Genomic DNA, 21995 nt, shown 5'->3' with positions numbered 1-21995 from the left:
TGCCCGCGCCTGGCTGATTGCCCAACGCCGTGGCGCTGGGTGCTAATCAAGAGAATGCCCCATGAGTTTTGCCGATCCGCAAGAAGCCCAAACGTTTCTGCAACAGAACCCCGATATCGAGATGTTCGAGCTGTTCATCATCGACAACAACGGCGTGCCGCGCGGCAAGTTGTTGCACCGCGACGAGTTGATGGCCGTGTACGAAACCGGCCGGCCGCTGCCCAGCACCATTCTGGGCCTGAGTATTAATGGCGATGACGTGGAAAACTCCGGGCTGGTCTGGGACGTGGGCGATATCGATTGCCGCGCCTACCCGGTGGCCGGCAGCCTGACGCGCTTGCCATGGCGCCTGATGCCGACCGCCGCCGTGCAGGTGAGCATGCACAGCGAGCAGGGCATGCCGGCAGCAGTGGCCGACCCGCGCCGCTTGCTGGAGAAAGTGATCAACGAGCTGCAAGCCGACGGCTATTACCCGGTCATGGCGGCCGAGTTGGAGTTCTACCTGCTCGACCAGAAACGCGACGCCCAGGGCCGTCCGCAGCCCGCGCTGGATGCCGATGGTGGTCGGCCTTACAGCACGCAGGTGTACGGCTTGCGTGAGCTGGAGCAGATCGAACCGTTCCTCGCCGACCTGTACGCCGCCTGCAAAGCGCAAGGCATTCCGGCGCGAACGGCGATATCCGAATACGCCCCAGGCCAGGTGGAAATCACCCTGGAACACCGCACCGACGCCCTGCAAGCCATGGACGAAGCGGTGCGCTACAAACGGCTGGTCAAAGGCGTGGCGCACAAACACGGCATGACCGCCTGCTTTATGGCCAAACCCTTCGACCATATCGCCGGCACTGGCATGCATATGCACGTCAGCATTGCTGATAAGCACGGCAACAACCTGTTCGCCAGCGAAGCCCCGGATGGCACGCCGCTGCTGAAACAGGCGGTGGCCGGCATGCTGTCGACGTTGCTCGACTCGCTGCTGTTTTTCTGCCCGAACGCCAACTCCTATCGCCGTTTCCAGGCCAACAGCTACGCGCCGCTGGCGCCGACCTGGGGCGTGGATAACCGCACCGTCAGCCTGCGTGTGCCAGGCGGTCCAGCCAATAGCCGACACATCGAACACCGTATTTGCGGCGCCGACGCCAACCCGTATCTGGCAGCGGCGGCGATTCTGGCCGGCATCCATCGAGGCATTCGCGAACAGCTCGACCCTGGCGCGCCCGTTGAAGGCAACGGCTACGCCCAAGCCACCGACGTGCTGCCCACCGACTGGCTGACCACCCTGCGCGCCCTGGAGAAATCCGCTTGGGCGCGAGACGCGCTGGGCGAAGACTTCTTGCGCGTTTACCTGGCCGTAAAGAACGCCGAATACCGCCAATTCATGGGCGAAGTGGGCGAGCAAGACAGGCGCTGGTACCTGCAACAGGCCTGACTTATTTTTACCATCGAGCCGACGCCGAACCCGTAGCAGCCAGCTCTCTGGCGAAGCACTTCAATCCACTGCTTCGTCAGCGAGCTGGCCCTACAGGAACGCGCAACGGCCGAGCGATCTGGATGACGTTATGACTTCGCAACGCAGCAATTCCTACTACACCGCCACGCTCAACGAAGAAACCAATTACCCGCGCCTGGAAGGCGAAGTGCGCGTGGACGTGGCCATTATCGGCGGCGGTTTCACCGGCGTTTCCACAGCGCTGGAGCTGGCCGAGCGCGGCCTGAAAGTGGCGATTATCGAAGCGAAAAAAATCGGCTGGGGCGCCACCGGGCGCAACGGCGGGCAAGTGACCGGCAGCCTGTCGGGCGATGAAGCGATGCGCAAACAGATGCGCGCCAAGCTCGGCGATGACGTCGATGACTTCATCTGGAACCTGCGCTGGCGCGGCCACGAAATCATCAAAAAGCGCGTCGAGAAGTACAACATCCAGTGCGACCTCAAACACGGCCACTTGCACGCCGCCTACAAACCCAGCCACATGGACGGCTTGCGCGCTAACTACGACGAAGCCGTGCGCCGGGGCATGGGCGATGATGTGCGGATGGTCAGCGCCGCCGAGATGCCCAGCCTGCTGGAAACCAACATCTACCACGGCGCGTTGCACAACCGCCGCAACATGCACGTGCACTCGCTGAACCTGTGCCTGGGAGAGGTGCGAGCGGCTGAAAGTCTTGGCGCCGTGGTGTTCGAAAACTCCCCTGTGGTCGACATCATTCACGGCGAGGTGCCCGTGGTGGTCACCGAGCACGGCCGCGTCGTCGCCAACTCGGTAATCCTCGCTGGCAACGCCTACCACAAGCTGGAAAAACGCAAGCTGGCCGGCATGATCTTCCCGGCCTCCGGCGGCATCGTCGTCACCGAACCGCTGGGCGAAGAGGTGGCCGCCAAGCTCAACCCGCAAGACCTGGCGGTTTACGACTGCCGCTTCGTGCTCGACTACTACCGAATGACCGCCGACAAACGCCTGCTCTTCGGCGGCGGCGCCAACTACTCGGGCCGAGACTCGCGCGACATCGCCGGTGAATTGCGCCCGGCCATCGAGCACACTTTCCCGCGTTTGAAAGGGGTGAAAATCGACTTCCAGTGGAGCGGCATGATGGGCATCGTCATCAACCGCATTCCGCAGCTCGGCAAGCTGTCGAAAAACGTCTGGTATGCGCAGGGTTACTCGGGGCACGGCGTGGCGACGACGCACATCGTCGGCGAAATCATGGCCAACGCGGTGACCGGTTCCCTGGAAAAATTCGACACCTTTGCCGGCGTCAGTCATATCCGCCTGCCGTTTGGCGATTGGGTGGGCAATCAAATGCTGGCGGTCGGCATGTGGTACTACCAGATGCTTGAACGGTTACGGTAATACCGCTCGGGCGCAGCGGCTTCCTACACGCAATTGATGATGTGGTTGCCACTTAAGGGCGTTCGGGCTGCGCTTCTTCCGAGTGGTCCTGCTGGAGCGTGGTGGAGTGGTTCTTAGGATGGGCCGGTACCTACTAAAAAAAGGGATCGGCCATGAACAAGCACTGCTTTCGCCTTATCTTCAGCAAGACGCTGGGCTTTTTAATTCCTGTCGCCGAAATCGCCACCGCCCAGCGCAAAGCTGGGCGGCAACCAGCCAAACTCCGACGTCCAACCTTGATGCTGTCCTTGCTCCTCGCCGGCGCTCCCGGCTGGGTCGCCGCCGAGATTGTGCTGGATCGAAATGTTGCCGGAACCAGCATGACGAGCGCTGTCAATGGGGTGCCGGTGATCGAGATCGCGAAACGAAACAGCAATCGCAGCCTCGCTTTCAAAACTTCGCAAGATTGCACCTCGGCCATCTGCGGAGTCTGTGCATCAGGGCGATACCGCACAGGCAACCACGACCTTCGCGACTGTATCGTCAGAGAGAATTGTCGGGCCGAGAGGAACAACAGATGCACTGCCCGTGGCGGAGCAATCATATAAAACATTACCGGTCGATAAGCACTTCAAACAAAAAACATGGAGCGAAGAAATTAGAAACTATGGCCAGGCGGTACAGGCAACCACGACCTTCGCAACTGTATCGTCAGAGAGAACTGTCGGGCCGAGAGGAACGACAGATGCACTGCCCATGGCGGAGCAATCATATAGAACATTACCGGTCGATCCGCACTTTAAACAAAAAACATGGAGCGAAGAAATTAGAAACTATGGCCAGGCGGTTGGCCCGATATTGCACTTAAGCACGTTTATGGATCTGTTGAAGAGTTCGCCGGATTCAAATTTTAAATCAGTGGCTGGCACGCAAGGTAATAACACTGCACTGATAAACGACCATATGAAACAACGAAAGAGCCTGCCTGAAAAATCCTCGTTTGTATCAGGCATGGAAACGTCAACGCGCATTGTGGAAGTCGGTAACTCAGAAAACCAGGCGCTCGGCCCAACTTCCCTTCAATTACGTGAGGCGAAGGTCAAGGAAAACCGTAAGGCTTTCGATAAGTGGGTGTTGCAAGCGCCAGATGTATTTGACACTGGCAGTTTGGCTAAAGAGTTGGCTGCAAGTAATCTGGCTAATGGACCGGCATTGGCAATGATCTATCAAGGGACCTTGACGACTGCACTAGCGGGCAAAGGCGCCTATTTAGCGGCGCAGCAATTTTTTTACTTGGCGGATGATGATCCTCTGTTAAAGAATATTACTGAATATGCGAAGTTGAAGGGTCAGCCAACGTCGTCCGTGACTAGGTGGATTAGCGCGGCGAAAAAATGGAAAATTGGTACGCTCGAAGCGCATCAAAAAATAGCGCAACAAATCGTTGATAGGCGGCCCGAGTTACTGCCGGGTTTTGCCGTTGCCACACATATTCCCCAGGTTGATTCATCCCATGACGGCAACTGGCCAATCAGAACAAAACTGCGTGCGGTTTTTGATAAAGCGCTGGAGCAGTCGCCTGACGTTTTTAATTATGAAGCGGTGCTGCAACGCGCCATGCAGGGCGATCTTAGTTTGAAAACTCACTTCGCTAACTTTTATAGACCCGTCAAAAACGCGTTGGATGGAACCGGAATGTATTTCGAGGCGATGCGATATCGCAGCTTATCGTTTGAAGAGAATGCAGCGCAGTCCCTGGTCAGTTACTGTCGCGAAAAATGCCTGCCCCGACCTTCTTTGAGCAGATGGATCACCTCTTCAGGTGAGTGGAAGCAAGGCTCCCTCGCGGCTCACGATAAAGTGATGACGCAGCTAGCAGCACGGCGGCCGGACCTATTACCGTTATCTGACGGTTACCTTCGAACGCTTGAGGGTGCGAGGGATGGCGCTGCTCACGTCAACGCGCAGGCAAATAGTAGTAGTGACAATGCGCAAGCTGCAGCACACCAAGGTGTTGGGTCGCTTGCGGCTGAGACGGCGCCTCTTCCTTCGCCAACACGTTCTCCAGGGCCGCTCTTGGATGCGAACCCGGTGCGAGCTGAAAAGCCAATACCTATTAACGATTCAACTGCTGATGGATTTGTTGACGTCCACGCGCCTCCGGTAATTAGCCTTGACCCTGCTAGTGATGACAGTAACAGCAACCTGATTATTGATAGTGCTGCGCCGTCAATTGCTGCTTCTCCTGTACAAAGCCCCGAAATAATCGGGATGGACGCGTCGGAAGACTTTTTCAAACAGTGGGTAAAGCCCGAACCAGCAACTTCGCCGGGTCCAACCCTGGAGGATACTTCCACGCCGCTGGTCACGGATGCGCCGGTCAAAGAGGAAGTACCCGTCCTGCGCCACCAAATCGACAATGCTGTGCCCATATTGCAGAGCGAAAAGGGCGACGATATTTTGCTGGCTGCCTTGCAGCCTTCACAAAAAAGCAAGCAGAGCAGCAGCCTGCAGGAATTGCTTGATCGCATGAAGTTAACATTTGGCGGCTACACAAAAAGCGTAATAGAGGAACAAGCTAAGCTGGCCGGCGAAGGCAATGTTCGTGTAAGTAAAAAGCGCATAAAAGATGACCTGGGGGAAAAAGCCCGTTGGTTGGCGACCATTTCTGGTGAAGAGCGGGCACGCTATATGGAAAGTTGGATGGGAGTTGAAGAGGTTCCAGGAATTGGACGAGGCGTAAAAGCAGCTCGCGATATTCCGCGCTTTACTGTATTGGCCCCCTACGCCGGTAAGTTGCTGACCGGTGATGCCATTAAGGCAGAGTGGGCGAAGTTAGGCATGAACTTCACCAGCTATACGTTCGGTACAAAGAGCGGAAATAGCCTAATCAGCGCGTTTGGTGATGGCGTTGGCAATGTGTCTAGCTTAGTGAATAAAGGTGACGATCCTACGCGGAACAATTTGACGGTCATGTTGCTGGGAAGCAAGTTGGTTTATCTGTTGGCTGAACGCCCGATTTCGGCGGGTGAGCCCTTGTTGTATGACTATGGCGAAGCCTATGACTACAGGGGCTGGCCGCAACATCCGATCCTTGTGGAAGAGTCCGAACCCTCGGATGAAAGCGGCACCGAGTCGGGAGTGGAATAGCGCGTATGCCGGCCCGCGGGGCAAACCCGCGGATCGGCACGTAGCCGAATGGGCATGAGCGCACAGTGCGCGAGCAAATACGTCAGGAAAGTTTGCAGCACCTTTGCCATCGCGCCACACCCCGGTAGCATCCGGGGTTCGTGGATAACGGGGTGACGCATGCATACCAAACTCGACGCCTGCCTGGATGCAGTCAATCAAATCCTCCTCGGCAAGGAGTCTCAGGTTCGCCTGGCCCTGACCTGCTTATTGGCGCGGGGCCATTTGCTCATCGAAGATTTGCCCGGCATGGGCAAAACCACCCTCAGTCACGCCCTGGCCAATGTGCTGGGCTTGAACTTTCAGCGCATTCAGTTCACTTCCGACTTGCTCCCCGGCGACATTCTCGGCACCTCTGTCTTTGATAAAGACAGCGGCCTTTTTGTGTTCCATCCGGGGCCGATTTTTGCCGAGTTGGTGCTGGCCGATGAGATCAACCGCGCCACGCCGAAAAGTCAGAGCGCGCTGTTGGAGGCGATGGAGGAAGGGCAGGTGACCATCGAAGGTGCGACCCGGCCACTGCCGGAGCCGTTCTTTGTGATTGCCACGCAAAACCCGGTCAGCCAGGGCGGCACGTTTGCGTTGCCCGAGTCGCAACTGGACCGGTTTCTGATGCGCTTGTCGTTGGGCTATCCGGCCAAGGCGGCGGAAAAGGCCCTGCTGCTCGGCGAAGCGCGGCGCGAGATGTTGCCGCGTTTGGATGCGGTGCTCAGTCATCAACAACTCGCCGAGCTGCAAGCCGAAGTGCCCAAGGTGCGCGCCAGCGATGCGCTGGTGGACTACGTGCTGCGCTTGGTTGAAGCCACGCGCACTCAGCCGCAATTTGCCTGGGGGTTGTCGCCACGGGCGAGCCTGGCGCTGTTGGCGGCGGCGCGCGCCTGGGCGTTCTTGGCGCAGCGCGATTATGTGATTCCCGAGGATGTGCAAGCAGTGTTGCCCTCCGTGGTGGGCCACCGTTTGCGTGAGCGTGCCGACCCGGCCGGGCACGGCGGCGGCGCGTTGGTGCAGTGGTTGCTGCGCGAAGTGCCCGCGCTCTGATGGCGATGCTCAAGCAGCGTTGGCAGCGCTGGTTACACCGGCGTATTCCACCGGCCAACAGCGTGCTGCTGACGCAACGGCGGATTTTTATCATCCCCACGCGCATCGGCGCCGCGTTTGGCTTGGCGCTGTTTTTGATGTTGATGGCCGGGGTCAATTATCAGAACAGCCCGGCGTATGGCCTGACCTTTCTGCTCGCGGCGGTGTTCGTGATCGCCATTCTTCATACCTACCGAAACCTCGCTGGCCTGACCCTGCACGCGGCTGGGGGCCGTCCGGTGTTCGTCGGCGAGCAAGCCACGTTCCGGGTGCGCCTGAGCAGCAACGGCCGCCTGCACCAGTCCATCGCCCTGGGGTGGCCACCGCAGGAGCTGCAGCGTTTCGACGTGGCGGCCAATGGCATCGCGGAAAGTGAGATCACCGTGCCGGCCATCCGCCGGGGCTGGCTACGACCTGGCCGGTTACGGGTGGAAAGTCGCTTTCCGCTGGGCATATTGGTGGCGTGGAGCCAAGTGGACCTGGACCAGGCGCTGTTGGTGTATCCGCGTCCGTTACCCGGCGAATTGCCGCTGGTGGCGGGTATCAAAGACGACGATGACGACGACGGCGGCCGCGCCGTTGGCCAGGGTGCGGATGATTTCCAAGGCCTGAAGGCCTATCAGCCGGGCGACTCGAAACGGCGTCTGCACTGGAAGGCCTATTCCCGTGGCCAAGGCTTGCTGGTGAAGGATTTTGCCGGCCTGACCGGGCGCGACCTATGGCTGGATTTCGACGAATTACAAGGCGACAGTGAAATGCGCCTGTCGCTGCTGTGCCACTGGGTGCTGGCGTTGTCAGAGCGTCAGCAGCCCTTTGCCTTGCGCTTGCCCGGTTCGGTGCATGGCCCGGACATCGGCGAAACCCACCGCGAAGCGTGCCTGCGCGCCCTGGCGCTATACGGGGAGGGCGGGCGATGAGCGCCACGCAAGCGATTCCGCGCATTAGCCTGTTGTGGCTGCTGGTGGCGCAGGTGCTGGTCATCGTTCCGCACCTGGAACACTTGCCGTCGTGGATCATTGCCCTGTGGCTGGTGTGCGCCGGTTGGCGCGTGCAGATTTACCGCATGCGTGCGCAGTTTCCGGCGACGTGGCTGAAGTCTGGACTCACGGTTGGAATTGTCGGCGGCGTGTTTTTATCGCGGGGCAGCCTGATTGGCCTGGACGCTGGCGTGGTGTTGCTGATCGCCGCGTTTATTTTGAAGCTGGTGGAAATGCGCACCCGACGCGATGCGTTGGTGCTGATCCTGTTGGGCTTCTTTGCTGTGGTCACGGTGTACCTGTTTGACGACCGGATGACCACCGTGGCCTTCACCTTGCTGCCGGTGGCAGGCTTGCTGGCCGCGCTGATTGCCTTGCAACAGAGTCCGCTACAACTAAGCCCGTGGCCGCCGCTGCGCCTGGCCGGCGGCTTGCTGCTGCAGGCCGTGCCGCTGATGCTGCTGCTGTTTCTGTTTTTCCCTCGCTTCGGGCCGCTGTGGTCGCTGCCCATGCCCGATCAGCGCGCCATTACCGGGCTGTCGGACAGCATGGCGCCGAACGATATCGCTGAGCTGAGCCGTTCTGATGCGTTGGCCTTTCGCGCCAGTTTCGAAGGCGCACCACCGCCGCGTAGTCAGCAGTATTGGCGGGCACTCACGCTGGATAAATTCGAGGGCCGGCGTTGGTCGCAGTCTTCGGAAGTACGTTGGGCTCCCGCACCGCCGTGGACGCGAGTAGGCGAACCGCTGCGTTATCGCATCGTCATGGAAGCGAGTGGCAAGCCCTGGCTGTTCGGGCTCGACCTGGCCACCACTGAGCTTGAGCGCACGCGGCTAATGAGTGACTACCGCTTGGAGCGCGGCCGGCCGGTCGACAAAACCCTGGTCTACACCGTGACCTCCTGGCCACAAGCGCTGCGTGAACCGCAGGCCAGCAAACCGGCGTTACGCCGTGCCTTGCAACTGCCGGCCGACGGCAACCCGCGCACCCGCGAATGGGCGCAGCAGCTCAAGGCGCAGTTCCCGGACGAGCAGGCGCGGGTGCAAGCGGTACTGAGCCATTTCAACCGCGAGCCGTACTTCTACACGCTGCGGCCGCCGGAAGTGGGTGAAAACAGCATCGATGATTTCCTCTTCACCACGCGGCGCGGCTTTTGCGAGCACTACGCCGGCGCCACGGCATTTGTGTTGCGTGCGGCGGGTATTGCGGCGCGGGTGGTGACGGGGTATCAGGGCGGCGAGTTGAACCCGTCGGGCAACTACATTCAGGTGCGTCAGTTCGATGCCCATGCCTGGGTTGAGTATTGGCGCGAGGGCGTGGGCTGGACCGTGATCGATCCGACCTTTCAGGTGGCGCCGGAGCGTATCGAGCAAGGCCTGGAGCAGGCGCTGGCAAATGAACAAAGCTTTTTGGAGCGCACACCGTTGTCGCTGTTGCGCTACCGCCATATCAACTGGCTCAACCAACTGCGCCTGAATTGGGAAAACCTCAACTACGGCTGGGAACGCTGGGTGTTGGATTACCAGCAGGGCACGCAATTGGAAGTGTTGCAGCGCTGGTTTGGTCGCCTTGATTCGCGCGATTTCCTCTTGGGTTTGGTCGGCGGCGGCGCGTTGGTGTTGACGCTGATTGCCCTGTGGCTGTTCAAACCCTGGCGCCGTGAGCGCGATGTGCAGCAGCGCCTATATCAACGCTTCGAACGCCTGCTGGCCCGCCACGGTGTTCGGCGTTTGCCGGCCGAAGGTGCGCGCGCATTTGCCGAGCGCGCCGCGTTGGCATTGCCCGAACAGGGGCAGCCCATTCGCGCTTTTGCCGATGCTTTTGAGGCGCAGCGCTATGGCGGTAAGCCCGTCGCGCCCGAACAGTTGCAGCAGCACTTGCGAACTTTGCGCCGCGCATTGCCGATGCGCTGGTTGCAGCGTGATGACTAGATAAGGTTGCCCATGTCCGAATTTATCGATGCCCTGATCGCCCGGGTTGTGCAGTTGGAAGTCAATTTGCTCGCCAGCCGGGAGCGCCTGGCGGCCGCCACCGATGACGAAGCCCTGCACGACGTGCGCATCGCCGTACGCAAGCTGCGCAGCCTGTTGCGGCCGTTTCGCAAGATCATTGAACACGACCCGTTGGTGACGGCCGCGGCGGCGGCGGGGCGCAGCAGCAGCCCGGTGCGCGACAGCGAAGTGCTGCTGGCCGAGTTGCGCCGTCATCCGGGCATGGCGGCGGTTGTCGCCCGCCGCGAGCGCGAATTGCCGGCGCAGTACCAGCAACTGCTGCGCAGCTCCGAGGCGATGCGCTTGCAGCACGCGCTGGACCTATGGCCCTCATTCTTTCGCCGCACCTTGCATGACGCGGCGCCGGAGAATTTGAAAGGTTACATCACGCGCCAGCTACGCAAGGAAAGCGAGCGGCTGAGCGCGGCGATGGCGGACCCGGCTCACGATAGGCATCGCCTGCGCATCTTGATCAAACGGGTTCGCTACTGCGCCGACACGTACCCCGACTTGGTCGAGGTTTCCGCCAAACAGGTGAAAGCCTTGAAGCGTGCGCAGAATGCCCTAGGCGCGTGGCATGACCGACTGCAATGGCTGGCGCGGGCGGAGCAGGAGGCGGAGTTGGCGCCGTTGGTGGGGGTTTGGCGGGCGGAGCTGGCTGAGGCTGAAGGGCGTTCGGATGGGGCGTTGGATGGGTTGGGGAAGGTGTTTGGGGGGTAGGTTTCACGACGGCGCGGGGTTTTCGTTTGTTCGCCTTGCTTCGTACCGCGCCTGGCTTCAGATACTGGATTCCCGCGTGCGCGGGAATGACGGGTGTATGGTTTTCGTGAGGGTGAACAGGTACCGCTCAACCACCACCGTCATTCCCGCGAAAGCGGGAATCCAGTATTTGAAGCCTAACGCGCTATGAAGCAAGGCGAGAGTCCCAAAAAAGACCCCAACCCTACCGATTAAACCGCTCCACCAACGCCGACTGCCGCTGCGCCGTCACCGTCAATTCCCGGCTCAACTGCGCCGTGTTCTGCGCTTCCCCGGACGTCTGGTCCGCCAACTGGGCAATGGTGGTGATGTTTTGGTTGATCTCATCCGCCACCGCGCTTTGCTCTTCAGCCGCCGCGGCAATCTGGTCCGCCATGTCGGCAATGTTGGCCACCGCTTCGCTGATGCCGACCAATGCCTGGTCGGCTTTAAGCACACGTTCCACGCCTTCGTCGGCCTGCTTGCGGCCAATTTCCATGGTCAGCACGGCTTCTTCAGCGGTGCGTTGCAGCTTGGCGATCAGTTGGTGAATTTGTCCGGTTGATTCGGCGGTGCGTTGCGCCAGCGAGCGGACTTCGTCGGCGACCACGGCGAAACCACGGCCCATTTCGCCAGCACGCGCGGCCTCGATAGCGGCGTTGAGGGCGAGCAGGTTGGTTTGGTCGGCGATGCCTTTGATCACATCAACCACGCCGCCGATTTCGTTGCTGTCCTGCGCAAGGCGGGTGACGGTTTCGCCGGTTTCGCCTACAGAAACGGACAAACGCTGAATGGCTTCGCGGGTTTCGCCGGCGATGCTGCGGCCTTCGCCGGTCAGGCGGTTGGCTTCCTGGGTGGCGATGGCGGTGCGTGCCACGTTGCTGGCCACTTCCAGGGTGGTGGCGGCCATTTCGTTGACGGCGGTGGCCACCTGTTCGGTTTCCACGCGCTGGCGTTCCAGCCCTTTGGAGCTGTTTTGCGCCAAGGTGTCGGCCTGGCGCGCTTGTTCGGTCAGGTGCTCGGCGCTGTCTTGCAGGCGGGTGAGGCAGGTTTTCAGGCGCGCTTCCTGGCTGAGCATGGCCAGTTCCAACTGCGCCTGCGGGCCGCGGCTGTCGGTGTACATGGTGGCGATCAGCGGGTCGGAGTTGCTTTGTTCGGCGAGTTTGAGCAGGCGGCGCAGGCCGCGTTGCTGCCAGTTCAGGCCCAGCAAGCCCAGCGGTACGGAAAGCGCCGCTGCGGCGAGGAAGCCCCAGTGGAAATCAAGCCAGGCGCCCATCACGAAGCCGATCTGGCTGATCAGAATGAACGGCACCCAGTTCTGCAGAACGGGCAGCCACACGTTGCTCGCCGGCACCGCGGCGCTGCCACTGTTGATGCGCTTGTACAGCGCCTCGGCGCGACGGATTTGTTCGGCGGTGGGCTTGACGCGTACCGACTCAAAACCGATGACCTGGCTGTTTTCCAGCACCGGCGTGACGTAGGCGTTCACCCAATAATGGTCGCCGCTGGCACAACGGTTTTTGACAATGCCCATCCACGGACGACCGGATTTCAGCGTGGTCCACATATGCGCAAACACCGCCGGCGGCACGTCGGGATGACGGACCATGTTGTGCGGTGAACCCACCAATTGCTCACGGGAATAGCCGCTGATTTCCACGAACGCGTCGTTGGCGTAAGTGATTTCGCCTTTAAGGTCGGTGGTGGAGATCAGACGCTGCTGAGCGGGGAAAGTACGTTCACGTTGAGTGACGGGCTGATTGTTGCGCATGGGGCGAATATCCGTAATGTCCGTGCCGTTCTGATCGGCCGCTGTCGGGCAAAGTTGAGAAGAATTTTCCTACAACCCTTTCCGATGCAGTTTAACCAGATTTGAACTGGCGCACAGTTTTCACGGGGCCCAACGGCGCTGCGCCCCCTGCGCAACGCCGCCGGCTAGAGCCTGCCGGGGTCAGGCAGCGATCAATTGCCGCAGCACGTAATGGAGAATGCCGCCGGCGCGGAAGTACTCCACTTCGTTCAGCGTATCGATGCGGCACAGCACCTCGAATTGCTCCTGTTTGCCGTCCGCGCGGGTGAGGGTGATGGGCAGGCGCATCGAGGTTTTCAGCTCGACGTTATCGAGCCCGCCGATGCTCAGGGTTTCCTTGCCGGTGAGGCCAAGGGCCTTGCGGTCCTGCCCTTCGAGGAACTGCAACGGCAGCACGCCCATGCCCACCAAATTGGAGCGGTGGATACGCTCGAAGCTTTCCGCCAGCACCGCTTTTACGCCCAGCAGGTTGGTGCCTTTGGCGGCCCAGTCGCGGGACGAACCGGTGCCGTATTCCTTACCGGCCACCACCACCAACGGCGTGCCTTCTTCCTGGTAACGCATGGCCGCGTCGTAGATCGCCAGCTTCTCGCCGCTGGGCACGTGGAGGGTGTTGCCGCCTTCTTCGCCGCCGAGCATTTCGTTGCGGATGCGGATGTTGGCAAAGGTGCCGCGCATCATCACTTCGTGGTTGCCGCGCCGCGAGCCGTAGGAGTTGAAGTCTTGCGGCTCTACGCCTTTGTCGCGCAGGTAACGGCCGGCCGGGCTGCTGGCTTTGATATTGCCGGCGGGGGAGATGTGGTCGGTGGTTACCGAGTCGCCAAGCAGGGCGAGGATGCGCGCGTTGTCGACGTTGCCGATTTTCGGTGGCGCCTGGTCGATGGCTTCGAAGAACGGCGGATGCTGGATGTAGGTGGAGTCGTTCTGCCAGGCGTAGGTGTCCGCGTCTGGCACCTGAATGGCCTGCCACTTTTCATCGCCGGCAAACACTTCGGCGTATTCCTTGTGAAACATGGCGGTGTCGACTTTCTGAATGGCCTCGGCGATTTCCGCCTGGCTTGGCCAGATGTCGCGCAGGTAAACGGGCTGGCCATCTTTGCCGGTGCCGAGTGGGTCTTCGCTGAGGTTGGTGCGCACCGTGCCGGCCAGGGCATAGGCGACCACCAACGGCGGCGAGGCCAGCCAGTTGGTTTTCACCAGCGGGTGCACGCGGCCTTCGAAGTTGCGGTTGCCGGACAGCACTGAAGCAACGGTGAGGTCCGCTTGTTGAATCGCTTTTTCGATGGGCTCGGGCAGCGGGCCGGAGTTGCCGATGCAGGTGGTGCAGCCGTAGCCGACCAGGTCGAAGCCAAGGGCGTCGAGGTACTCGGTCAGCCCCGCCGCCGCGTAGTAATCGGTGACCACTTTCGAGCCGGGCGCCAATGAACTCTTCACCCACGGCTTGCGTTGCAGGCCTTTCTCCACGGCTTTTTTCGCCAGCAGACCGGCCGCCATCATCACGCTGGGGTTGGAGGTGTTGGTGCACGAGGTGATCGCCGCAATCACCACGGCGCCGTGTTTCAAGCGGTGGGTTTCGCCGTTGAATTCATAGGCCACATCGCCAGCGTTAGCGCCGTCGTTGATTGCGGTGCCGCCACCGCCTTCGCTGAGCAAGCGGCCTTCTTCGGTGCTGGCTGGTTTCATTTGCAGGCCGAGGAAGTCGTCGAAGGCTTTGCTCACAGCGGGCAGGGCGACGCGGTCTTGCGGGCGTTTGGGGCCGGCGAGGCTGGCTTCGACGGTGCCCATGTCCAGCGCCAGGGTGTCGGTGAATACCGGCTCGTGGCCCGGCTCACGCCACAGGCCCTGGGCTTTGCTGTAGGCCTCGACCAGCGCCACGGTGGCGTCCGGCCTGCCGGACAACCGCAGGTAGCCAAGGGTGATGTCGTCCACCGGGAAGAAGCCGCAGGTGGCGCCGTATTCGGGCGCCATGTTGGCGATGGTGGCGCGGTCGGCCAGGGGCAGGGTGGCGAGACCGTCGCCATAGAACTCGACGAATTTCCCCACCACGCCTTTTTTACGCAGCATTTGCGTGACGGTGAGCACCAGGTCGGTGGCGGTGATGCCTTCTTTCAACTGACCGCTGAGCTTGAAGCCGATCACTTCGGGAATCAGCATCGACACCGGCTGGCCGAGCATCGCCGCTTCCGCCTCGATGCCGCCCACGCCCCAGCCCAAGACGCCGAGGCCGTTGATCATGGTGGTGTGTGAGTCAGTGCCGACCAGAGTGTCGGGGAAGGCGAAGGTGTGGCCGTCTTCTTCTTTGGTCCACACCGTGCGGCCGAGGTATTCCAGGTTCACTTGGTGGCAGATGCCGGTGCCCGGCGGCACTACGCTGAAGTTATCGAAGGCGTTCTGGCCCCAGCGCAGGAAAGCGTAGCGCTCGCCGTTACGCTGCATTTCGATTTCCACGTTTTGCTCGAAGGCGCTGGGGTCGGCGAATTTGTCGACCATGACCGAGTGGTCGATCACCAGGTCGACCGGGGACAGCGGATTGATTTTCTGCGGGTCGCCACCGGCCTTGGCCATGGCCGCGCGCATGGCGGCGAGGTCGACCACGGCGGGCACGCCGGTGAAGTCTTGCATCAACACGCGGGCGGGGCGGTATTGAATTTCGCGGTCGGAGCTGCGGCTTTTCAGCCAGTCGGCCAGGGCTTGCACATCGCTGCGGGTGACGGTTTTGTCGTCTTCCCAACGCAGCAGGTTTTCTAGCAGCACTTTCAGCGACATGGGCAGTTTGTCGATATTGCCCAAGGCTTTCGCGGCTTCCGGGAGGCTGAAGTAGTCATAGGTTTTGTCGCCAACCTGCAAACGCTGGCGGCTATTGAAACTGTTCAGGGACGGCATGCTCATCTCCAAAATAGGGCTACACGGTAGGGGCCCGGTGCGCAGTTGACCTGCGTCGTAGTCGGTTGCGGCGCACACATACAGCTCTAGCCTAGCTGGCGCAGCGGCTTTCGCTTGGTGCCCAGGGACCTTTCAACTGACTGCCCTTGAGCGCTTGCGGTTCCAACTCGGCTATCATGCGCGCCCTGAGGAGAACGCCTGATGACCACTTTGTTGCTGCACTGCCGCCCCGGTTTCGAAAGCGAGGTGTGCTCGGAAATAAGCGACCACGCCGCGCGTCTAGAGGTGGCCGGGTACGCCAAGGCCAAGGCCAGCAGCGCGTACGCCGAGTTCATTTGCACCGAAGCGGACGGCCCCGAGCGGCTGATGCGCGGCCAGCGCTTTGCCCAGCTGATTTTCCCTCGGCAATGGGCGCGCGGCGACTTTATCGACCTGCCCGAAACCGACCGCATCAGCGTGCTGCTCGCCCATCTGCAAGCCTTGCCCGTGTGCGGCAGCCTGTGGCTGGAAGTGCTCGACACCAATGACGGCAAAGAACTGTCGAACTTCTGCAAAAAATTCGAAGGGCCGCTGCGCAACGCGCTCAGCAAAGCCGGCCGGCTGGTGGAAGACCCGCGCAAACCGCGCTTGCTGCTGACCTTCAAGAGTGGCCGCGAAGTGTTTGTCGGCCTGGCCGAAACAAACAACTCGGCATTCTGGCCCGGCGGCGTGCCGCGCTTGAAGTTCCCCCGCGAGGCGCCAAGCCGTTCGACCCTCAAGCTGGAAGAAGCCTGGCACCAGTTCATTCCCCGTGAAGAATGGGACGAGCGCCTGAACGGCGACATGACCGGCGTTGACCTGGGCGCCTCGCCTGGCGGCTGGACCTATCAGTTGGTGCGCCGTGGCATGTTGGTCACCGCCATCGACAACGGCCCGATGGCCGAAAGCCTGATGGACACCGGTCTGGTGCAGCACCTGATGGTCGATGGCTTCACCTGGACGCCCAAGCAGCCGGTGGACTGGATGGTCTGCGACATCGTTGAAAAGCCCGCGCGCAATGCCGCCTTGCTGGAAACCTGGATTGGCGAAGGCCATTGCCGTGAAGCGGTGGTCAACCTGAAGTTGCCGATGAAACAGCGCTACGCCGAAGTGAAGCGTTTGCTCGAACGTATTGAAGAGGGCTTCAAAGCCCGTGGCGTAAAAGCCAGCATCAGCTGCAAACAGCTTTACCACGACCGCGAAGAAGTGACCTGCCACCTGCGCCGGCTAAGCAAATAGCCGCCCGTTTCTGGAGTTGTTTATGCCTGAATTCGATCCCGCCGCGCCCCTGGACGGCACCCTCGACGCCACCGGCCTGTTCTGCCCGGAGCCAGTGATGATGCTGCACAACAAAGTGCGCGACCTGCCGGCTGGCGGTCTGCTGAAAGTGATCGCCACCGACCCCTCCACCCGCCGCGACATTCCCAAGTTTTGCGTGTTTCTTGGGCATGAGCTGGTTCAGCAGGAAGAAGAGGCGGGCACTTACCTGTATTGGATTCGTAAGAAGGTTGAAGGCTGACGTAGGTTGGGTTGAGCCACCTGTGGGAGCGGCTTTAGCCGCGATGCTTTTGATCTTTAAAAGCATCGCGGCTAAAGCCGCTCCTACAGGTTCGCACCAGACCTTCAGGCCTTGGCGTTATGAATCCGTATCCGCTTCCTGGCGCTGCGCACCAGCCGAATGCTGAGCATCACGGCGGCGCAGGTCAGGCCCACGATCAATCCCTGCCATAACCCTTTCGGCCCGCTGGGTTCGCCGAACCAGTCGGTCAGGCCCAGCGCGTAGCCCACGGGCAAGCCGATGCCCCAGTAGGCGAACAAGGTCATGATCATGGTCGCGCGGGTGTCTTGGTAGCCGCGCAGGGCGCCCGCTGCGGTCACTTGCACCGCGTCGGAGAATTGGTACAGCGCGGCAAACACGATCAGCGCCGAGGCCACGCGGATCACGGCTGTGTCGCGGCTGTAGATGCCGGCGATTTCGGTGCGCAGTTGCAGCATCAACACGGCGGCCACGCAGGCAAACGCCAACGCCGTGAGAATTCCGACACCGGCCACAAAGCGCGCCTGGCGCGGATCGCCGGCCCCCAGGGAATGGCCGACGCGCACGGTCACGGCCATGCCCAGGGCATAAGGAATCATGAAGGTCAGCGAGCTGAAGTTGAGCGCCACTTGGTGGCCGGCGACTACATCGGCGCCCAGGCTGCCGATAAGCAAGGCGATAACGGCAAAGATGCTCGACTCGGCAAACACGGCGATGCCAATCGGCAGGCCGACGCTGAGCAGGCGCTGAATCACGTCCCAGCGCGGCCATTCGAAATGACTGAACAGCCCTGCCGTCTTGTACACCGGCGCCCAGCGCACCCAGCCGAGCATGGCGAAGAACATGCACCACATCGCCACCGCCGTGGCCCAGCCGCAGCCGGCACCGCCGAGCGCGGGCAGGCCGAAGTGACCGTATATGAAGATGTAATTGAGCGGCACGTTCAGCAGCAGGCCGAACAGCCCGATCATCATGCTCGGCCGCGTGCGCCCCAGGCCATCGCTGAAGCAGCGCAGCACGTAATACAGCGCCACCGAGGGAATGCCGCAGCCGATGCCGTACAGGTAAACCATGCTCGGGCCGATCAGTTCGGGGTCGACATTCATAAAGCGCAGCACCGGCTCGGCATTCCACAGCACGATGCCGGCCGCAATGCCGACCGCCGCGGCCAGCCACAAGGCCTGGCGCACCAGCGCGCCGATGTCGCGCTCCTGGCCGGCGCCAAAGCGTTGCGCCACCTTCGGCGTGGTGGCCAGCAAGATGCCGGTCATCAGCAAATAAACCGGCACCCAAATCGAATTGCCCAGGGCCACGGCGGCCAGGTCGCGGGGGCCGACGCGGCCGGCCATCACGGCGTCGACAAAGCCCATCGCCGAATGCGAAAGCTGGGCAATCATGATGGGCAGGGCGAGAACGAGCAGGGCGCGCAATTCGCGCAGGCAGCGGTTGAAACGGGATTCGCGGGCGATCACGAGGCAGTCCATTTTTATCACGTGCGCACTGTATCGGCAGTGGTGGCCGGGCACTCGCTCTGTCCGAGACATACGACTTGAAGCGCGAGCTGCGCCAGGTCAGAGCTTGCAAAGGAGCGGCGAGTTTACGCCTTGACGCGTCAGTCAGGAAAGAGCCCCACGCGAGCGCCATGCCATCTGAAGATCGCCCCTGAGCGCCTGACGGCCTAGAATGTCGGCCTGACTTTTGGAGCCTGTCATGCGAATTCTTGCCGACGAAAATATTCCCCTGCTGGACGAGTTTTTTGCCGAGTTCGGCGAGATCGAACGCATGCCCGGACGCGCCTTCGACCGCGACAGCGTGGCGCGCGCCGATGTGCTGTTGGTGCGCTCGGTCACCCAGGTGAACCGCGCGTTACTGGAAGGCAGCAAGGTGCGTTTTGTGGGCACCTGCACCATCGGCACCGACCACCTGGACCTCGACTACTTCGCTGAGCAGCACATCGGCTGGGCCAGCGCGCCGGGTTGCAACGCGCGCGGCGTGGTGGATTACGTGCTCGGCAGTTTGCTCAGCCTGGCCGAGGTGCGTGGCGTCGATCTGGCCCAGCGCACCTACGGCGTTGTTGGCGCCGGGCAGGTGGGCGGGCGGTTGGTCGGCGTGCTGCGCGGGCTCGGTTGGCAGGTGCTGGTGTGTGACCCGCCGCGTCAGGCGGCGGAGGGCGGCGATTATGTAAGCCTGGAAGAAATCATGCAGCGCTGCGATGTGATCAGCCTGCATACGCCGCTGATTGCCAGCACGCGTCACTTGCTCAACGCCGAGCGCCTGGCGCAGTTGCAACCTGGCGCCTGGCTCATCAACGCCAGCCGGGGCGCCGTGGTCGACAACGCCGCCCTGCGCGAGCTGCTGCAACAAAGGCACGACCTTGAAGCGGTGCTGGATGTATGGGAAGGCGAACCGCAGGTGGACCCGGATTTGGCCGAACTGTGCCTGATCGCCACACCGCACATCGCCGGCTACAGCCTGGACGGCAAATTGCGCGGCACGGCGCAGATTTACCAAGCGTTCTGCCAGCACTTCAACCTGCCGCCACGGGTGCAACTGGACGACCTGTTGCCGCCTTATTGGCTGACAGAGTTCGGCCTGGATGCGACGGCCTCTGTGCCAGTGGCGCTGGCCGCGTTATGCCGCGCCATTTACGACCCGCGTCGCGACGACGCCGACTTTCGCCGCAGCCTGACGGGCAACGCCGCCGAACGAAAAAGCGCCTTCGACGCCTTGCGCAAACACTACCCAGCGCGGCGTGAAATTGATGGCTTGCACGTGAAATTAAGCGGCGAAGCGCCAGAGCTGGCGCAGGTGGTGCGGGCGTTGGGTGGGACGTTGGTGTAAACGGAAATTGCGTTGGGGTAATCGAGGCTAAAGCCTCTCCCACAGGTCACGGTGGTCTGTAGGAGAGGCTTTAGCCTCGATGGCTTTCCCTGATTACTCTGGCTTAGGCTCGCCCAAGGCAATTTCTTCCATCTTCTCGCAGGCCTGTTGAACCATGCCTTCGGTAATAGGAATCTCCCGGCCTTGGGCGTCAATCACGGCGCCGCCGACAGGGTGTTGGGGTGGCACCGGGTGTACGCGGCGTTCGGCGGTATGCAGGGTGTGCAAGCTCATGGCTCGTCTCCTCATCTGGGTTGTGCCGACAATAGCGGGCCTTGATGAAAGCCCAATGACAAAGGCGCGCCACAGCAGCGCGCGGCCATTCCCGTTAAGCGGGGCGTAGTTTTGTGAAACGATGCGGGCCGAGTAGTTCCCGCGCATGGGGTGCGTATGTCGGTTTTTCACCTGGGTTTAATCATTAATCCCCTGGCCGGGCTGGGCGGTCCGGCGGCGCTGAAGGGCAGCGACGGTATGGCGGCGGAGGCGATTGCCCGTGGCGCTCAACCCCGCGCTGCTGAGCGCACGCGGGTGGCGCTGGAGCTGTTGTTGCCGTTGCAAGAACGCCTGGAGTTTCTAACGTTTCCCGGCGCCATGGGCGGCGATTTGCTCGCGCAGATGGGCTTCAAACATCGCTTGCTCGGCCAGCTTGGTGCGCCTGACACGAGCGCCGCCGATACCCGCGCAGCCGTTCAGGTATTACAAGCAGAAGGTGTGGGGCTGCTGCTATTTGCCGGCGGCGACGGCACCGCGCGTGATGTCTGCGAGGTGGCGGACGAAGGCCAGGCGGTGTTGGGTATTCCGGCGGGGGTGAAGATTCAGTCCGGCGTTTACGCCGTCAGCCCGCGCGCGGCTGGCGAGCTTACGCGGCGTTTGGTCGAAGGTGGGCTGGTTCGCTTGAGCAGTGCCGAGGTACGCGATATCGATGAAAGCGCTTTGCGCGAAGGGCGCGTCACGGCCCGTTGGTATGGCGAATTGAGCGTGCCGCAAGAAGGCGGCTTCGTGCAGCAGGTGAAGCAGGGCGGGGTGGAATCGGAAGAACTGGTGCTCAGCGAAATCGCCGCCTGGCTGGAAGACACCTGGGAACCTGACGTGCGCTACGTCTTCGGCCCCGGCTCGACGCTGCACGGCCTGGCTCAGAATCTTCGGCTGGACACCACGTTGCTGGGCGTGGACGTGATCGAAAACGGCCAGGTGCTGGCCCGTGACGTGACCGAGGCGCAGCTGTTCGAGTTGGTCGATGGTCAGCCGGCGCGGGTGTTGGTGACGGCGATTGGCGGCCAGGGCCATATTCTTGGGCGCGGCAACCAGCAGATCAGCCCACGGGTGCTGCGCGCGGTTGGGTTGGACAACCTGCGGGTAGTGGCGACCAAGCGCAAGCTGGCCACGCTTGAAGGCCGCCCGTTGCTAGTGGACAGCGGCGATGCGGCGTTGGATGACAGCTTTCCCGACGTGGCTAAGGTGTGGGCGGGGTACAAAGAGGAACTGGTGTATCCGCTTTCGGTGGGTGGATGAAAATTAGCTCCCCTCGCCCGCTCGCGGGAGAGGGGCTGGGAGTAAGGGTCGGGCGACGTCCGTGTTCGGCTTGAGATTCCCCCTCACCCCAACCCTCTCCCCGAGGAGAGGGGGCCGAACGGCGTGATGCCGGAAGCGGAGCTGCGATTTAACTCCCCTCGCCCGCTTGCGGGAGAGGGGCTGGGGGTAAGGGTCGGGCGACGTCCGTGTTCGGCTTGAGATTCCCCCTCACCCCAACCCTCTCCCCGAGGAGAGGGGGCCGAACGGCGTGATGCGGGAAGCGGAGCTGCGATTTAACTCCGCTCGCCCGCTTGCGGGAGAGGGGCTGGGGGTAAGGGTCGGGCGACGTCCGTGTTCGGCTTGAGATTCCCCCTCACCCCAACCCTCTCCCCGAGGAGAGGGGGCCGAACGGCGTGATGCCGGAAGCGGAGCTGCGATTTAACTCCCCTCGCCCGCTTGCGGGAGAGGGGCTGGGGGTGAGGGTCGGGTGCGACGTCGGTGTTCGGCCGGAGATTTCCCCTCACCCCAACCCTCTCCCCGAGGAGAGGGGGCCGA

Annotated in this window: 16 protein-coding genes; 12 read left to right on the top strand and 4 right to left on the bottom strand. The window is 61.7% G+C overall.

Annotation, left to right across the window (positions count from 1 at the left end; genetic code table 11):
• Nucleotides 1-61: 61 nt before the first annotated feature.
• The 8 genes from ACZZZU_RS06280 to ACZZZU_RS06245 all read left to right on the top strand — a co-directional run bounded on the left by ACZZZU_RS06280 (nucleotide 62) and on the right by ACZZZU_RS06245 (nucleotide 10782).
• Nucleotides 62-1429 carry a glutamine synthetase family protein gene (locus ACZZZU_RS06280; RefSeq protein WP_463550082.1) on the top strand — a complete coding sequence of 456 codons (1368 nt, stop codon included), beginning with the start codon at nucleotides 62-64 and terminating at the stop codon, nucleotides 1427-1429.
• 130 nt (nucleotides 1430-1559) lie between these two features.
• Nucleotides 1560-2849 (top strand): NAD(P)/FAD-dependent oxidoreductase, encoded by a 1290-nt coding sequence (locus ACZZZU_RS06275; RefSeq protein WP_463550081.1) that lies wholly within the window; start codon nucleotides 1560-1562, stop codon nucleotides 2847-2849.
• A gap of 152 nt (nucleotides 2850-3001) precedes the next feature.
• Entirely contained in the window at nucleotides 3002-3436 is a 435-nt protein-coding gene (locus tag ACZZZU_RS06270) for an ESPR domain-containing protein (RefSeq protein WP_463550080.1), read from the top strand.
• A complete protein-coding gene (locus ACZZZU_RS06265) occupies nucleotides 3417-5978 on the top strand; it encodes an SET domain-containing protein (RefSeq protein ID WP_463550079.1) in 2562 nt (853 codons plus the stop codon). The genes ACZZZU_RS06270 and ACZZZU_RS06265 overlap by 20 nt, the downstream gene beginning before the upstream one ends.
• A gap of 159 nt (nucleotides 5979-6137) precedes the next feature.
• Nucleotides 6138-7055: an AAA family ATPase gene (locus ACZZZU_RS06260; protein WP_463550078.1), complete on the top strand. Its 918-nt coding sequence runs from the start codon at nucleotides 6138-6140 to the stop codon at nucleotides 7053-7055.
• Nucleotides 7052-8011 (top strand): DUF58 domain-containing protein, encoded by a 960-nt coding sequence (locus ACZZZU_RS06255; protein ID WP_463552111.1) that lies wholly within the window; start codon nucleotides 7052-7054, stop codon nucleotides 8009-8011. Before ACZZZU_RS06260 ends, ACZZZU_RS06255 begins: the two co-directional genes overlap by 4 nt.
• Nucleotides 8008-10002 carry a transglutaminase TgpA family protein gene (locus ACZZZU_RS06250; protein WP_463382315.1) on the top strand — a complete coding sequence of 665 codons (1995 nt, stop codon included), beginning with the start codon at nucleotides 8008-8010 and terminating at the stop codon, nucleotides 10000-10002. The genes ACZZZU_RS06255 and ACZZZU_RS06250 overlap by 4 nt, the downstream gene beginning before the upstream one ends.
• 12 nt (nucleotides 10003-10014) lie before the next feature.
• Nucleotides 10015-10782, top strand: coding sequence for a CHAD domain-containing protein (locus ACZZZU_RS06245; protein ID WP_463550077.1), 768 nt, complete (start codon nucleotides 10015-10017; stop codon nucleotides 10780-10782).
• A 223-nt stretch (nucleotides 10783-11005) separates the two neighbouring features.
• Here ACZZZU_RS06245 and ACZZZU_RS06240 read toward each other — a convergent pair whose 3' ends face one another.
• Both ACZZZU_RS06240 and acnA read right to left on the bottom strand, forming a co-directional pair.
• Nucleotides 11006-12571, bottom strand: a complete 1566-nt coding sequence (locus ACZZZU_RS06240) for a methyl-accepting chemotaxis protein (protein WP_463550076.1) — start codon at nucleotides 12569-12571, stop codon at nucleotides 11006-11008.
• Between the two features lie 180 nt (nucleotides 12572-12751).
• Nucleotides 12752-15493 (bottom strand): aconitate hydratase AcnA, encoded by a 2742-nt coding sequence (gene acnA / locus ACZZZU_RS06235; RefSeq protein ID WP_463550075.1) that lies wholly within the window; start codon nucleotides 15491-15493, stop codon nucleotides 12752-12754.
• 201 nt (nucleotides 15494-15694) lie between these two features.
• Between acnA and rlmM the strand changes: the two genes are divergently transcribed.
• Nucleotides 15695-16750: a 23S rRNA (cytidine(2498)-2'-O)-methyltransferase RlmM gene (gene rlmM, locus ACZZZU_RS06230; RefSeq protein ID WP_463550074.1), complete on the top strand. Its 1056-nt coding sequence runs from the start codon at nucleotides 15695-15697 to the stop codon at nucleotides 16748-16750.
• 22 nt (nucleotides 16751-16772) lie between these two features.
• A complete protein-coding gene (tusA, locus tag ACZZZU_RS06225) occupies nucleotides 16773-17030 on the top strand; it encodes a sulfurtransferase TusA (protein ID WP_122451156.1) in 258 nt (85 codons plus the stop codon).
• A 104-nt stretch (nucleotides 17031-17134) separates the two neighbouring features.
• On the opposite strand, the gene ACZZZU_RS06220 is transcribed toward tusA, so the two are convergent.
• Nucleotides 17135-18532 carry an MATE family efflux transporter gene (locus ACZZZU_RS06220; RefSeq protein ID WP_463550073.1) on the bottom strand — a complete coding sequence of 466 codons (1398 nt, stop codon included), beginning with the start codon at nucleotides 18530-18532 and terminating at the stop codon, nucleotides 17135-17137.
• 226 nt (nucleotides 18533-18758) lie between these two features.
• On the opposite strand from ACZZZU_RS06220, the gene pdxB reads away from it, so the two are divergent.
• On the top strand, nucleotides 18759-19889 hold the full coding sequence (gene pdxB, locus ACZZZU_RS06215) for a 4-phosphoerythronate dehydrogenase PdxB (protein ID WP_463550072.1): 1131 nt from the start codon (nucleotides 18759-18761) through the stop codon (nucleotides 19887-19889).
• 93 nt (nucleotides 19890-19982) lie between these two features.
• Here the strand turns inward: pdxB and ACZZZU_RS06210 are convergent, their stop codons facing one another.
• Nucleotides 19983-20162, bottom strand: coding sequence for a PA1571 family protein (locus ACZZZU_RS06210; RefSeq protein ID WP_463382321.1), 180 nt, complete (start codon nucleotides 20160-20162; stop codon nucleotides 19983-19985).
• A 156-nt stretch (nucleotides 20163-20318) separates the two neighbouring features.
• On the opposite strand from ACZZZU_RS06210, the gene ACZZZU_RS06205 reads away from it, so the two are divergent.
• Nucleotides 20319-21440, top strand: a complete 1122-nt coding sequence (locus ACZZZU_RS06205) for an ATP-NAD kinase family protein (RefSeq protein WP_463550071.1) — start codon at nucleotides 20319-20321, stop codon at nucleotides 21438-21440.
• Nucleotides 21441-21995 lie beyond the last annotated feature (555 nt).

The sequence above is a fragment of the Pseudomonas sp. AC136 genome, from assembly GCF_979258585.1.
The sequence above is the reverse complement of the archived record's forward strand: the minus strand, read 5'-3'. Positions and strand labels throughout refer to the sequence as shown.

What these genes read in the sequence shown, in the direction of transcription:
- ACZZZU_RS06280 (WP_463550082.1), top strand. Translation starts at nt 62, where the DNA reads ATGAGTTTTGCCGATCCGCAAGAAGCCCAAACGTTTCTGCAACAGAAC.
- ACZZZU_RS06275 (WP_463550081.1), top strand. Translation starts at nt 1,560, where the DNA reads ATGACTTCGCAACGCAGCAATTCCTACTACACCGCCACGCTCAACGAA.
- ACZZZU_RS06270 (WP_463550080.1), top strand. Translation starts at nt 3,002, where the DNA reads ATGAACAAGCACTGCTTTCGCCTTATCTTCAGCAAGACGCTGGGCTTT.
- ACZZZU_RS06260 (WP_463550078.1), top strand. Translation starts at nt 6,138, where the DNA reads ATGCATACCAAACTCGACGCCTGCCTGGATGCAGTCAATCAAATCCTC.
- ACZZZU_RS06250 (WP_463382315.1), top strand. Translation starts at nt 8,008, where the DNA reads ATGAGCGCCACGCAAGCGATTCCGCGCATTAGCCTGTTGTGGCTGCTG.
- ACZZZU_RS06245 (WP_463550077.1), top strand. Translation starts at nt 10,015, where the DNA reads ATGTCCGAATTTATCGATGCCCTGATCGCCCGGGTTGTGCAGTTGGAA.
- ACZZZU_RS06240 (WP_463550076.1), bottom strand. Translation starts at nt 12,571, where the DNA reads ATGCGCAACAATCAGCCCGTCACTCAACGTGAACGTACTTTCCCCGCT.
- acnA (WP_463550075.1), bottom strand. Translation starts at nt 15,493, where the DNA reads ATGCCGTCCCTGAACAGTTTCAATAGCCGCCAGCGTTTGCAGGTTGGC.
- rlmM (WP_463550074.1), top strand. Translation starts at nt 15,695, where the DNA reads ATGACCACTTTGTTGCTGCACTGCCGCCCCGGTTTCGAAAGCGAGGTG.
- tusA (WP_122451156.1), top strand. Translation starts at nt 16,773, where the DNA reads ATGCCTGAATTCGATCCCGCCGCGCCCCTGGACGGCACCCTCGACGCC.
- ACZZZU_RS06220 (WP_463550073.1), bottom strand. Translation starts at nt 18,532, where the DNA reads ATGGACTGCCTCGTGATCGCCCGCGAATCCCGTTTCAACCGCTGCCTG.
- pdxB (WP_463550072.1), top strand. Translation starts at nt 18,759, where the DNA reads ATGCGAATTCTTGCCGACGAAAATATTCCCCTGCTGGACGAGTTTTTT.
- ACZZZU_RS06210 (WP_463382321.1), bottom strand. Translation starts at nt 20,162, where the DNA reads ATGAGCTTGCACACCCTGCATACCGCCGAACGCCGCGTACACCCGGTG.
- ACZZZU_RS06205 (WP_463550071.1), top strand. Translation starts at nt 20,319, where the DNA reads ATGTCGGTTTTTCACCTGGGTTTAATCATTAATCCCCTGGCCGGGCTG.